This window comes from Streptomyces sp. NBC_00490 (genome assembly GCF_036013645.1).
Classification (GTDB): Bacteria; Actinomycetota; Actinomycetes; order Streptomycetales; family Streptomycetaceae; genus Streptomyces; species Streptomyces canus_F.
The window spans coordinates 1,249,187-1,262,075 of record NZ_CP107869.1 but is presented as its reverse complement, the minus strand read 5'-3'; the positions used below and the strand labels follow the sequence as shown (position 1 = coordinate 1,262,075).

12 protein-coding genes and 1 pseudogene are annotated in these 12,889 nt (G+C 70.3%); 3 read left to right on the top strand and 10 right to left on the bottom strand.

Going from position 1 to position 12,889, the window contains the following annotated elements; genetic code table 11:
- Positions 1-54: 54 nt before the first annotated feature.
- The 7 genes from OG381_RS05605 to OG381_RS05575 form a co-directional block, all read right to left on the bottom strand.
- Complete coding sequence (locus tag OG381_RS05605; RefSeq protein WP_327714983.1) at positions 55-1,431, bottom strand: cytochrome P450; 1,377 nt, start codon at positions 1,429-1,431, stop codon at positions 55-57.
- 9 nt (positions 1,432-1,440) lie between these two features.
- Positions 1,441-2,001, bottom strand: a complete 561-nt coding sequence (locus OG381_RS05600; RefSeq protein WP_171145029.1) for a GTP-binding protein — start codon at positions 1,999-2,001, stop codon at positions 1,441-1,443.
- Positions 2,002-2,006: 5 nt separating this feature from the next.
- On the bottom strand, positions 2,007-2,393 hold the full coding sequence (locus OG381_RS05595; protein ID WP_327714982.1) for a DUF742 domain-containing protein: 387 nt from the start codon (positions 2,391-2,393) through the stop codon (positions 2,007-2,009).
- A complete protein-coding gene (locus OG381_RS05590; RefSeq protein WP_327722388.1) occupies positions 2,386-3,213 on the bottom strand; it encodes a roadblock/LC7 domain-containing protein in 828 nt (275 codons plus the stop codon). The genes OG381_RS05595 and OG381_RS05590 overlap by 8 nt, the downstream gene beginning before the upstream one ends.
- Before the next feature lie 20 nt (positions 3,214-3,233).
- Positions 3,234-4,328 (bottom strand): ATP-binding protein, encoded by a 1,095-nt coding sequence (locus OG381_RS05585; protein WP_443061875.1) that lies wholly within the window; start codon positions 4,326-4,328, stop codon positions 3,234-3,236.
- A gap of 388 nt (positions 4,329-4,716) precedes the next feature.
- Entirely contained in the window at positions 4,717-5,301 is a 585-nt protein-coding gene (locus tag OG381_RS05580; protein WP_327714980.1) for a dihydrofolate reductase family protein, read from the bottom strand.
- A 125-nt stretch (positions 5,302-5,426) separates the two neighbouring features.
- Positions 5,427-7,121, bottom strand: coding sequence for an ABC-F family ATP-binding cassette domain-containing protein (locus tag OG381_RS05575; protein WP_327714979.1), 1,695 nt, complete (start codon positions 7,119-7,121; stop codon positions 5,427-5,429).
- A gap of 435 nt (positions 7,122-7,556) precedes the next feature.
- Between OG381_RS05575 and OG381_RS05570 the strand changes: the two genes are divergently transcribed.
- Positions 7,557-7,760: a cold-shock protein gene (locus OG381_RS05570; protein WP_037751662.1), complete on the top strand. Its 204-nt coding sequence runs from the start codon at positions 7,557-7,559 to the stop codon at positions 7,758-7,760.
- 90 nt (positions 7,761-7,850) lie between these two features.
- Here the strand turns inward: OG381_RS05570 and OG381_RS05565 are convergent, their stop codons facing one another.
- Together OG381_RS05565 and OG381_RS05560 are read right to left on the bottom strand one after the other, a co-directional pair.
- Positions 7,851-8,768 (bottom strand): NADP-dependent oxidoreductase, encoded by a 918-nt coding sequence (locus OG381_RS05565; protein WP_327714978.1) that lies wholly within the window; start codon positions 8,766-8,768, stop codon positions 7,851-7,853.
- A 156-nt stretch (positions 8,769-8,924) separates the two neighbouring features.
- A complete protein-coding gene (locus tag OG381_RS05560) occupies positions 8,925-10,025 on the bottom strand; it encodes an LUD domain-containing protein (protein ID WP_327714977.1) in 1,101 nt (366 codons plus the stop codon).
- Positions 10,026-10,174: 149 nt separating this feature from the next.
- On the opposite strand from OG381_RS05560, the gene sigJ reads away from it, so the two are divergent.
- Positions 10,175-11,113 (top strand): RNA polymerase sigma factor SigJ, encoded by a 939-nt coding sequence (gene sigJ / locus OG381_RS05555; protein ID WP_327714976.1) that lies wholly within the window; start codon positions 10,175-10,177, stop codon positions 11,111-11,113.
- Positions 11,114-11,199: 86 nt separating this feature from the next.
- On the top strand, positions 11,200-11,709 hold the full coding sequence (locus OG381_RS05550; protein WP_327714975.1) for a hypothetical protein: 510 nt from the start codon (positions 11,200-11,202) through the stop codon (positions 11,707-11,709).
- Positions 11,710-11,794: 85 nt separating this feature from the next.
- Here OG381_RS05550 and OG381_RS05545 read toward each other — a convergent pair.
- Positions 11,795-12,805: pseudogene (locus OG381_RS05545) on the bottom strand (LacI family DNA-binding transcriptional regulator).
- Between the last annotated feature and the right edge of the window lie 84 nt (positions 12,806-12,889).

The window sequence follows — 12,889 nt, the reverse complement described above, 5'->3', positions numbered from 1 at the left end:
CCGTGAGATGCTTGAAGCATCCAATAACACAGTGTTCTCGTAGGGTTACTTACGTCACTCGCCATTCACCCAGGCCCGGAAACGGCTGAACAGACCGCCCTTGGGGCGCGGTGCGGCGTGGGACGCCCGGCCTGCCGAGACGGGCTGCGGGACGGGTCCGGTGGAGTGCGCCGGCTGAACCGAGGACGGTGCCGCGGGCCTGGTCCGGGCCGCGGGTGCCACGGTGCGGGGGGTGTACCGGATGGGCACGGTGACCAGCGAGCGGCTCCACGGCGTCGCCACCCAGGCGAGCTCCTTGAAGGGAACGCGCATCTCGACATCGGGCAGCCGGTTGAGGAGGGACTCCACGGCGGTGGCCGCGATCATGAACGCCGGGTCCTTGGCCGGGCATGCGTGAGGGCCGGCACCGAAGGCGAGATGGGCCTTGGAACTGAGCTGTTCACGGTGCTCGGTCAGCTTGGGATCGGTGTTCGCCGCCGCGAAGGAGATCAGGACCGGGTCGCCCGCCCGCAAGGTCCGGCCTGCCAACTCGACGTCCTGGGTGGGGTAGTGGGCCGCGTAGTTGGCGATCGGGGCGTAGTTCCACAACGTCTTCACGACCGCGTCCTCGGCGGGCAGGCCGCTCGGCCAGTCGTCGCTGAGGTACAGCGCGGCGCTGGTGCCGATCGAGGCCGACAGGGGAGCGGTGCCGCCGGAGAGCAGGGTCACGAGCTGGTGCAGCACCTCCTCGTCGGTCAGCCGGGCGGAATGCACCATCAGCCGGGTCGTGAGGTCCTCACCGGGCTCCCGGCGCTTGAGGGCGATCAGTTCGGCGAGGGCGCCGCCCAGGATCTCGTCGGCACCCGGGGTGCCCTGGAAGATGCCGGTGATCCCGGCGATGACGCGGTCGCCGAGTTCCGGGGGGCAGCCGAACAGGTCGCCGAAGACCAGCAGGGGCAGCGGCTGGGCGTAAGCCGCCATCAGCTCGGCCTGGCCGAGGGCCTCGGAGCTGAAACGGCTGATCAGATAGTCGGCCGACTGCTGGGTCAGCCTCACGAGCCGTCCCTGGTCGACGGTGGCGAGGCTGTCCGTGACCGCCTGCCGCAGCCGGGCGTGCGCGGCGCCGTCGCTGAACAGGGCGTTGGGACGGTAGCCCATCATGGGCAGGGCCGGGCTGTCCTGCGGTACCCGCCCCTCGTTGAGGGCGTTCCAGCGGCGCGAGTCCCGCACGAACAGGGTCGGGTTCTGCAGGATGTACAGGCTCGCGTCGTAACTGGTCACCAGCTCGACCTCGACGTCCGGCGCGATGTCGACGGGGGCGCTGGGGCCCGTCGAGCGCAGCTGGTCGTAGGTGCGCTCAGGGTCGGAGCCGAAGTCGGGCCCGTACATCGCGACGTTGCCGTGTGCGGGGCAACCGGCCGGTATCCCGGTCGGCTCGAAGGGCTGTTGCATGGTGGGCTCCTAGCCGAGTGAGGACAAGAGGTGCTTCACGAGCGTGATGAGGGCCTGCATCGAGGAGTCCTGGTCACGGACGTCGCAGTCGATGACCGGTGTCTCCTCGGAGATGTTGAGTGCCTCGCACACTTCGGACAGGGGGAAGTGGTTCTTGCCGTCGAAGGTGTTGACCCCGATGACGTAGGGCAGTCCGAAGGCTTCGACCAGGTCGAGGATCGGGAAGGTCTCCTCCAGCCGCTCGGGGTCCACCAGGACCAGCGCGCCCAGCGCTCCCCGCGACAGGCCCTCCCACATCTGCTTGAACCGTTCCTGCCCGGGGGTTCCGAAGATGTAGAGGACCAGGTCCTCGCTGAGGGTCAGCCGCCCGAAGTCCATCGCCACGGTCGTGGTCGTCTTGTCCGGGGTCTCGGAGAGGTCGTCGAGGCCCTCGCTGGCCTCGGTTATCTCCTCTTCGGTCTGCAGCGGCTCGATCTCGGAGACGCTTCCGATGTATGTGGTCTTCCCGACCGCGAAGTGGCCCACGACCAGGACTTTCACGGAGCGGGAGACGTCGGGATCCAGATACAAGGTGGTTACGCTCCGGTTCGAATTCGCATCAGGCCGTCGAGCACGGCGGTGAGCAGGACGGGGTCATGGCGCTCGGCGTGCGGCACCGGGTTACGCACATGAATCAGGCCGTCCTCGGCCATCTGAGCCAGCAGGATGCGCACGATGCCCAGGGGCAGTCGTGTGTGGGCGGCGACCTCGGCGACCGAGAGGTAGCCGTCCGCGATCAGGTCCATGACCGTTCGGGATTCCGGAGCCAGGGTGCGGGCCGTGGCCGAGGCGCCCTCCTGGGCCGTGATCATCGTGGTGTGCTCGTACTCGCTGTCCCGGGGCAGGGCACGTCCCCCCGCGACGATGAAGAGGGGGACTAAGGGGGCCGTCAGCTCGAGCTCACCGGACGGGTCGTCATGCATCGCTGGCCCTCTCTCCCTGCGCGACCGTCCGCGAGATGAGCGCGGGCATCGCGTCACTCAGATGTGCGGTGAAGTCCTCGATGTCGCAGTCGTGCTCGGCCGCCGCCGCCAGGAAGTCGCCGTCGCCGGCCGCGATCAGGAAGATCCAGCCGTGCTGGAACTCGATGACCGTCTGGCTCCACTCGTCGTCGTGCGCCCCGCCCGCGAACGGCGCGGTGGCCCGGCTGTAGGCGTGGATGCCCGTCATGGCCGCCGAGATGGTGTCCGCGAGGTCCCTGCCGATCCCCGTACTGGCCCCGCGCGGCAGACCGTTCGCACCGAGCAGCAGGGCGTGCAGGGCGCCCGGTACCGAGGCCACGGCCTTGTCCAGCTCGCCGAGCACGGTGACCGACCTGTCCGCCTGGTCGCGCCGGGCCTCGGCGTCCTCCCCGTACTGCTCGGCGTCCCGGGCGTTCACCCGCGGCGGGGCGGTGAGGTTGTTGCCCAGCCGGGCGACCAGCCGGTTCATACGGAAGCTGAGCTGCTCCATGTCCACGTCGGGCTCCGCGGCGGCAGCCAGATAGGCACCCTGGCCGGCCCCGATCAGGAACACCCAGCCGTGCTGGAACTCGATCACGGTCTGGATCCACGCCCGGTCCTGCGAGGTCCCGGCGAAGTGGGCGGTGGCCCGGCTGAGCGACTGCATCCCGGCCATGGCCGCGGAGATGGTGCGCACGTCCTGGCCGGTCAGGCCGTCCGTGGCCCCGCGCGGAATGCCGTCCGCGGACAGCACCACGGCGTGCCGTGCCCTGGGCACGTTGTCCACGATGTCCTGGACCATCCACGACAGGTCTGTCGTACTCATGCGTTGTCAGACCCTCCGGGCGTCGGGGTGTCCAGAGCGGCCACGTCGCGCGCGGTCTGCGTGCCGCGCTGCAGAGCGGCCAGGCTGCCGGCGCCGCGCCGGACGGCTCGCCTGGCGGGCTGCTCCGCCGCACCGGAGTTGCCGTTGGGCGACGTGCGGGCGCCGCGCTTCGGCAGGCCGCCCGCCGTACGAGCGGTCTCCACCGACACCGGCCGGATGCTGCTCACAGGCGCCTCGGTGGCCGGCGGCAGGGCCTCCTCCATGGTCCACAGCTCCTCTGGCAGCAGGACGACGGCGCGCACGCCGCCGTATCGGGAGACGCCGGTGACGTCCACCTTGAAGCCGTGCTGGCGGGCGATCAGACCGACCACGGGGAAGCCGAACTTCGGCTGGGTGCCCAGCTGGGACAGCCGGGGGATGTCGTCACCGGACAGCAGCGCGCTCGCCCGCTGACGCTCCTCGTCGCCCATGCCGACACCGGCGTCGTCGATGACGATGCACAGGTTCTTCTGGGCCTGCCGGAACGTGACCTCGATGGGGGCGTCCGCCTGGGAGAAGCTGGCGGCGTTGTCGAGCAGTTCCGCGACGGCCAGGGCGACCGGCGCGACGGCGGAGGCCTTCAGCGCGATGCCGCTCGGCTGCATGATCTCGACCCGCTGGAAGTTGCGGATCTGGCTCTGGGCGCTGCGGACGACGTCGTAGACGCTGGCAGGCTGGTTGCGACGCCCCAGAGGGGCACCGCACATGACCGCGATACCCTGCGCCTTGCGGGCCATCTGGGCGTTGGCGTGGGTGATGTCCATCAGATCGGCCAGGACCGCGTGGCCGCCGTACTCGCGCTGGACCCCGTCCAGCAGCGTTGTCTGCTCGGCCGCCAGGCTCTGCAGGAAGCGCGCGGCGCCCTTGAGGACCGCCTTGGTGTTCTCCTCGGCGGCCTGCTCCGCCTCCCGGATGACACCGTCCTGCTCGTTCCGCATCCTGGCCAACTCGCTTTGCGCGCGGCCCAGTTCCTCCTGGCTGAACTGCAGCCGCGCCTCCAGAGCGGCCTCGGACTCCCTCTTCCTCCTCGTCAGGCCTCTGCTTCGGAGCACGAGTGCCACGACGGCGGCTATGGCTATCACCGCTATCGCAACCAGGCACCAAAGAAGCACGTCTTGAGTCATGGAAACCTTTCCCGGTGCGTGGCATGCAGGCGTCGACAAATACAGCTCGCAAGGGTCCGCGACCCGTCCAGGGGGACTGCACGGCTGATGTGGGCGAACTCGCCGCGTTCAGGTTCAAGGCCTGACCAAAAGTGGATCAAGGTCGCAGACGGCGGAATGCTATCACCGTCAATCGCACTGCCGGAGGCCACCCCTCCGGGTTGAATTGCGGTCAACAAGCCTGTCGTGTATGGGACGTTGACGAGGCGCCAGATAGGGGGAAGCCGGCCCGCCCGATCCTGCCCGGTTCGGGTGGGGGAGGGCCGACCGGGTGGACTCAGGCGTGCAGGGTGGGCCGGTAGACGAGCTCCTGGATGTGCCCGTCCAGGATCCGGCTCTCGATGAGTTCGAGGTCGAAGTCGGCCGCACCCTGGAAGATCGGGTATGCCCCGGTCCGACCGCTGATCACGGGAAAGAGCGTCACCTGGACCCGGTCGACGAGACCGGCGGCCATCAGTGCCCGGTTCATCGACAGGCTGCCGTGCGAGCGCAACGGCACCTCGGACTCCTCCTTGAGCCGGGCGACGACGTCGACGGCGTCACCGCTGACGAGGGTCGCGTCCGGCCAGCGAAGGGGCCCTTCGAGCGTCGTCGAGACCACGGTGGTGGGCAGGTTCCTCATCCGCGTGTTCACGGGGTCACTCACCTCGGACTCCTCACTGATCGGACCCAGAATCCGCGCGAACAGCCGAAAGGTGTTCGCCCCGAGAACGAGCCGCTGCTCCTCGCTGTACAGGGCGAGCCGGCGGTCGAGGAACTCGGCGCCCTGCTTGCCCCAGTAGCCGCCCCAGTCGCCGTCGCTGTTGTAGGAGCCGTAGCCGTCGAGGGTGGAGAAGACGTCGACGGTGTAGGTGGCGGTCATGATGCTCTCCCTGAGTGCGCTTGGCCGGGTGTCGGAGGGGAGACCGCCGACCGGGGCGAGACTCATCGCTCCTCGGACTGTCCCGTGGCATACGGGGAACGTGCGCAGGCGCCGATCCGGGCGGATCAGCACCTGCGGCCGCCGCGCAGCTCCAGCCGGTCGCCCGGGAAGCGCTCGCGGAAGCCGCGGTCGTGCGAGACCGCGACCACGGCTCCCGGGTACGACGCGAGCGCCGCCTCCAGATCCTCCACCAGATCGAGCGCGACGTGGTTGGTCGGCTCGTCGAGCACGAGAAGATCCGCGGGCCGGATCACCAACCGGGCGATCTGCAACCGGCGTTGCTGTCCCGCGGACAACGCCGCGACCGGCACCTCCAGATCCTCCTCGCGGAACAGCCCCAGCGTCAGCAGCTCATCGGCGTACTCCTGCGGCAGCCCGGGCCTCCCGGCCGCGAAGGCGGCGAGCAGCGGGAGCGGGGTGGAGTGCGCGGGCAACTCCTGTGCCAGGTATCCGATCCGAGCCGGACGGCGTGCCACGCCCGCGTCCGGCTCCAGGTCGCCCGCCAGGACACGCAGCAGCGTCGTCTTGCCCGCTCCGTTCTCGCCCGTCACCAACAGCCGCTGCCCGGGCTCGATCGCGACCCGTCCGTCCAGACTCAGCCGCGCCCCCACGCGTACGCCGTCGAGTTCGGCGAGGGGACGGCTCGCGGGCGAGGGCGGCGGAGCGCTCGACGACGATCCCGCCACCGCACACGCATCGCCTGCCGCCGACAGCGTCGCGGTGAACCGCAGCGGCTCCGGCGGCGCTGCCACCGGGTTGCGCCGCAGGTGGCCGAGCCGCTCCCGGACGGACCGCACCTGCCCGCCGAGCTTCGCCTCGTGCGAGCGGCGGTGCTTCCCGAAACCCTGCCGCGGGTCCTTGCCGGTGTTGGCCAGCCGCTTCCCTGCGGCCTCGAGCAGTTCCTCGCCACGGGCCACTTCCTCGACCCAGTCCGCGTGTTCCTGCTCCGCGCGGCGCCGGGCGGCGGCCTTCGCGGCGCGGTGGCCGACCCAGCCGTCGCCGTAGCGGCGCACCGTGCGCGTGTCCCGGTCGACCTCGAGGATCGTGGTGGCGACGCGTTCCAGGAAGCCGCGGTCGTGGGTGACCGCGACGACGGTGCCGCGGTGCGCGCGCAGGTGCTCCTCGAGCCAGCGCACGGCCGCCGCGTCAAGATGGTTCGTCGGCTCGTCGAGGAGCAGCAACTCGGGGGCCGCCGCCAGCACACAGGCCAGCGCGAGCCGCGACTGCTCGCCGCCGGAGAGCGTGCCGAGCACGCGGTCGCGGGTGATCCCGGCGAGCCCGAGCCCGTGCAGCGCGGCGTCCACGCGGGCGTCGGCCTCGTATCCGCCGCGTCGCTCGTACGCGAACAACAGCTCGCCGTATACGGCGAGTTCGTCCTTGGACGCCTCACCGAGGCGCTTTTCCGCCGAACGCAACCGGCGCTCCATGGCGCGCAGTTCGGCCAGCGCGAGGTCCACGGCGTCCTGGACCGTGCGGTCCGGGTCGAGGTCGAGGGTCTGGGCGAGGTGTCCGATGCCGCCGGGGAAGCCGACGGTGATCTCGCCGGAGTCCGGCACCTCGGCCGCGGCCAGCAGCCGCAGCAGGGTGGACTTCCCGGATCCGTTCTCGCCGATGACGGCGGCCTTCTCGCCCGGTCGGACGGTGAAGGAGACCTGGTCGAGAACGGTGCGGGTGCCGTAGGACTTGCGGACGTCCTTGACGGACAGTTGTGCCACGACGGTGGGGGTGGGTACGGCGGTGCGGGGGGCGCGCTTGCGCATGTGGCTTTCCCTGGTGGGACGAAGGGTCTACGGGCAGCAGAAACGGCGGCATCGGCCGTGCCCGGACTCAGACGAAGAAAAGGAAAGCCATGGCCCCACCATAACAAGACGAACCGTCTCGCCTCAACCCGTGCGTGTCCGATGTTCGGCGTTCCGGCGCCCGGCCGTCGATGACGATCGACGCTCTTCGGGCTGTTCAGGCGGTTGGGGCGGGTCGGTCGGGATTTGGGTAGGCCTTCTCGACGGTGTCGTGCGGTTCACCGTTGTTGCTCTCTGGTGATCGTCCTTTCCGCGGTGTAGCGTCACTGCAAGCTGTCGTGGTTCGCAGTACCTGCCCGCGCCGAGGCGCGGGCGCTTTGCTGTGCAGTGCCGGACCAGGGCGATCACCTCCAGGACCGCGAAGTGCGGTTCTGACGTCTACTGAGAGGTACCAGCATGGCCAGCGGAACCGTCAAGTGGTTCAACGCGGAGAAGGGCTTCGGCTTCATCGCCCAGGACGGCGGCGGACCGGACGTCTTCGCTCACTACTCCAACATCAACGCCTCCGGCTTCCGTGAGCTCCAGGAAGGCCAGGCGGTGACGTTCGACATCACCCAGGGCCAGAAGGGCCCGCAGGCGGAGAACATCACCCCCGCCTAGTTCTGAAGGCCGGTCCTCGGTCTGAGGACCGGCCTGCTTCCGTGTCGCCGCGGTGTCATGTACGCCGCGGCGACACAGGCGCCCCTCCCGCTACGGGCGGAGCACGATCTTGCCGTGGGTGTGCCCTTGTTCCAGCTCACGGAACGCGTCCCGCACCTCTTCCAGCGGGTAGCCGCGGGCGATCGGCACCTCCAGTTCCCCCCGCGCGGCAAGCCTGGCCAGCTCGCCCACCACGACGGCGCACGCCGCCGCTCCTTCGCCGTAGGTCCGCGCCCCGATCCTGGCCGCGGCCTGCCAGTCGCGGATGGTGTTGATCCGCTCGGGCCGCACCCCCAGCTCCACCGCCAGCTCCACATACCCGTCGCCGAACGTGTCGATGAACGCGTCGACGTCTGCGCCGCAGGCCTCCCGGATCCGTTCGGCCACGCCCTCCCCGTACGCGACCGGGACGACACCGCGCTCCTTCAGCCAGGCATGGTTCCGCTCGCTCGCCAGCCCGATCACGGTGGCGCCGCGGTGCCGCGCGAGCTGCACGGCAAGAGACCCGACGCCGCCCGCCGCACCCGACACCACGACCGTGTCCGTCGGCCCGGGATCCACCGCGAACACGCAGGCGTACGCGGTCGTGCCGGCCACGTACAACGACCCGGCCACGTCCCAGGACAGTCCCTGTGGCCGCGAGACCACGTCCACGTCGTCGACCACGACGAACTCCGCATGGCTGGCCCTGCCATGGGTGAAGCCCAGCACCTCGTCGCCCACCGCGAAGCCGCGTACCTGCGCCCCGACCTCCGCCACGACACCGGCCAGATCGCTGCCCTGCCCGGAGGGGAATACGGCCGGCCAGCGTCCGTGCCGCGCGCCCTCGCGGATCATCACCTCGCCCGGCTGGATCCCGGCCGCGCGGACCTCGACCAGTACCTGTCCGGGGCCCGGCACCGGCCGCTCCACCTCCTCCACCCGCAGCACATCGATCCCGCCGTACTCGTGGAACCGCACCGCTCTCATCGCGTGATCACCGCTCTCACTCGCTCGGACAAGCCCGGGACGGCCACCCGCCGAATGCCACGCAGCGACCGCGCCGTCGCACTCAACGGTTCAGCGACGGCGTTGTCTTCCCGGCAGGGTCGCTCTCGGCCCGGGCCGAACGGACCCTGGGCCGGGTCAGTACCCGATGGCCTCGCGCAGAAGCAGCACCGTGCCACGCCCCGGGTGAGGTTCCGCGTTGAGGACGAGCAGGCGGTTGACGGCGCTGGGCACCCCGTACACCTTCTGGGCGCGGGCGTTCTCCAGCGGGAGGGCGTGCTCCTCGACGCGGCGCAGGGCCGTGCTCAGATCGGGCACCACCTTCTGCGCGCCGACGATCCAGACCGCGTGGGCCGCGCCGCCCGCGTTGGCGGGGAGTTGGCTGCCGCTGCCCGACGCGAGAACGAGGGAGCCGGTCTCGGTGACCGCGGCGACGCTGTTGACGACGAAGTCGGGGCCGGCGACCAGCCTGCGGATCTCGTCGGCGCCAGTGGCCCGGTCGATCCTCAGGACGCGCGGCCTGACGGCGTCGTACCGGTCGCCGGTATTGATGTCCTCCTCGATGCCGGACAGCCGCAAAGTCTCGCTGGCTCCGGTCAGCACACTGGCGCCCTCGGGGATCAGGTCCTTGATACGGGCACGCGCTTCCGCGGCGTCGTCGAGGATCTCGGCGGCGAAGCCGTTGGCACGCAGAGCGGCGGCCACCCCCTCCAGTTGTCCGGCCGTCGCCGGGTCGGCGAAGGACGCGGCCGGAGCCGGGACGGCGGTGGCGTGTTCCGGATCGGTCCTGGAGCCCTGCGCCGCGTGGGGCGCCGTGCCCGCCAGCGGGGAGGTGTCGAGGTACCTGACCTCGTACACCCGCTCCGCGAACTTCCAGCCTTCCTCGGTGCGCTGGTAACGGTCGTGGTAGACGGCGTAGTTCAGACCCTCGCGTCCGTCCAGGGTGCGCGCGAGCTCTTGGAGGTAGGCGCGGCCGGTCGCGGTGTCGCCGTCGAGCAGGATCGTGCCGGGGTGTGTGTTCTGTACGAAGAAGTCCCACTGGCTCTGCAGTCGTTCGCCCCCGGCGAGGATCTCCTCGCGGCCGATCTGCTCGACGGGGATGTTGGGCATGCGCAAGGCACCGTCCGGTGTGAACAGCGCCGCCAGGCGGGGCCGGTCGCGCATCATCACCGCGTCGGTGAACTCGCCGCGCAGCGCCTCGATCTCGACGCGGTCCGCGATGGCCTGGAAGTCGTTCATGGGGTGACCTCTCCGTGGTGTTGTCGTCCTCACCGTTACGACAACGCGGCCCCCCGGAATGTGAGGTGACGCGCCGGCCTCACATTCCGGAGGGCTGTCCTGTCGTAACGGGTAGAGGCACCAAGGCGAGTGAGGGAGACGGCCAGACCATGACCACGAGAACCGGGCCCGGCGAAGACCAGAGCGATCCGGGCCTCAGCGCGATCATGAGTGAGCGGCGTCGGCTGATCAACCTGGGCTATCGGCTCCTGGGGTCCCTCGCCGACGCCGAGGACGTCGTGCAGGAGACCTACACCCGCTGGTACGCCATGTCGGCACGGGAGCAGCAGGCCGTGGAATCGCCCGGCGCGTGGCTGGTGACGGTCGCGAGCCGTATCTGTCTGAACGTGCTCGGCTCGGCGCGGGCCAGGCGGGAGACGTACGTGGGCGACTGGATCCCGGAACCGTTGCCCGAGCCAACGGAGTGGATCACCGGGCGCTCCGGCGCCGGCGGGAGCGACCCGGCCGACCGGGTCACCCTCGACGAGTCGGTGACGATGGCCTTCCTGGTCGTGCTCGACGCGATGACCCCGGCCGAGCGCGTCGCGTTCGTCCTGCACGACGTCTTTCGCTACCCCTTCGGCGAGGTCGCCGAGATCGTCGGCCGCTCTCCGGCGGCGTGCCGTCAACTGGCCTCGTCCGCCCGCCGACGCATCCCGAGCGCGCAGAGCCCGGCAGGACCGGGTGCCGGACAGGCCGGCATCGTCAGGCAGTTCAGAACGGCGTGGGAGGCCAAGGACATAGACGCCCTGATCGGCCTGCTCGACCCCGACGCCGTGGCCACCGCCGACGGCGGCGGGCTGGCCGTCACCCACCTGCACCCGATCGTGGGCGGTGAGCGCATCGCACACGCCTACGCCGAGATCGCCCGTGTGTCGGGTGACCGCACCACGTTCCTGGAGTGCACGGTCAACGGCCTGCCCGGCTTGGTGACACGGCAGGACGGCAACCTCTCGACCGTGTTCGCGTTCGAGATCGAGGGCGACCGGATCAGGCACATCTGGGCGGTGCGAAACCCCGAGAAGCTCCGCCCCTGGCGGATCGGCTGAGGGCAACGGCAAGGTGCAGGACAGACTTGGACAGCCGGGGAACCGGTCCGCTCGACTCGGAGCCCGGTGGAAGGGGGCAGTCCGCAATGGACTCGGAGATAGTCGTCGCGGCGTGTGCCGTGGTGATCGCCGTGGCGTCGCTCGCCGTCTCGGTGTACGAGGTACGCGCGACGCGGCAGCACAACCGCTTCTCGGTGCGCCCCATACTCCAGTTGCAACGGACGATGTCCGAGGGACACAAGGCGGGGATCAGGCTCCTCAACTCCGGGCTCGGCCCCGCCGTCATCGTCGGCAGCACCCTGACGGTCGACGGTGAGGTCGTGGGCGTGTGGAACAAGGCCGGCGCGGACAGAGCCCGCGACGGCCTCGCCGTATGGCCCTACGCGGTGACGTTCCTCGAGACGCAGAGCATCGCCACCGACTATGAGGAGTTCCTGCTGAGCGTGGACCCCTACGATCCGCAGGCGCACGCCGAGTTCCTGGACCTGATAACCCGGCGTCTGCACCTGGAGATCCGCTACGAGTCCCTCTACGGCGGGGAGGACTATCGCGCGACTCTGCGCCCCCGTACACAGGGTCCGGGTCGGGTCGGTTGACGCGGACGATCTTCCGCTGGTGGAAGAGTCGTCGGTGCTCCGTGGTGCGGGTGTGCCCCGGAGCAGTGGCGCGGGGTGGGGTGGGTCAGGGGGAGCGTGGAGGTGCGGTGGAGCCGCGGACGATGAGTTCGACGGGTGGGTCGTTCGCCGGCGGCAGCGCGGTGTCGGGTTTCTCGATGGCGTGCAGGAGGAGGCGGCTTCGAAGGGCTGGCGGACGGTGGTGAGGGGCGGGGAGACGTAGGCGAAGACGGGGTTGCCGTCGAAACCGACGACGCTGATGTCCTCGGGCACCCGGCAGCCGGCTTCGCGCAGGGCGTGGATGAGGCCGATGGCCATCTCGTCGCCTCCGGCGAACACGGCGGTCACCGAGCCGTCCGCGGCCAGCTCGCGACCCGCGGCGTACCCGGAGGCCGCCGACCAGTCGCCGTTGAGGACGGGCGGTTCGTGCGCGCCCCGGTCCGCCAGCGCCGCCCGCCATCCCTCGATACGGTCCGTGGTGGCGTACCAGCGGCGCGGTCCGGCGAGGTGGTGGACGGTCGCATGCCCCAGGTCCAGGAGGTGATCGGTGGCCGCGCGGGCCAGTTGATGGGCGCCGACGCCGACGCTCAACGTCCGGACGGCACTGAAGGCGGGTGGGGCTCCCAGGAAGAGGACCGGCACGTCGACGCCGAGCGGGACCTCTCCTTCGACGATGGGTTCGGAGACGACGATGCCGTCCACGCCCTGCTCCAGGAGGGATTTTCAGGGCGGCGGCGATGCTTTGCGGGTTGCCGTCGGGGGTGTTGAGCACGCGCAGGGCGTAGCCGGCGTCCCGTACGGCCTGTTCGATGCCCACGAGCAGGGAGGCCGTGCCGTATCCGGCCGTTCCCAGAGCGACCACACCGATGGATCGGGTCCGGCCGGAGGCCAGGGCCCGGGCGGCGTGGTTCAGCCGGTAGCCGAGTTCCTCGGCGGCCGCCAAGACACGTCGCCGGGACTCCTCGGAGACATACGGCTCATTGTTGAGGACCCGGGAGACCGTCTTGCGGGAGACACCGGCCAGCTTGGCCACGTCCTCACTGCGCGGCGCGGAGAAGCCGGCACCCCGGTCGCGCAATAGCTGCCAGTGAGACGGCCCCGTATGTGTGTGCTCAGCAACAGATGTCCCCGGTGTGTCACAGCCCGCCCCGGCCCCACAACT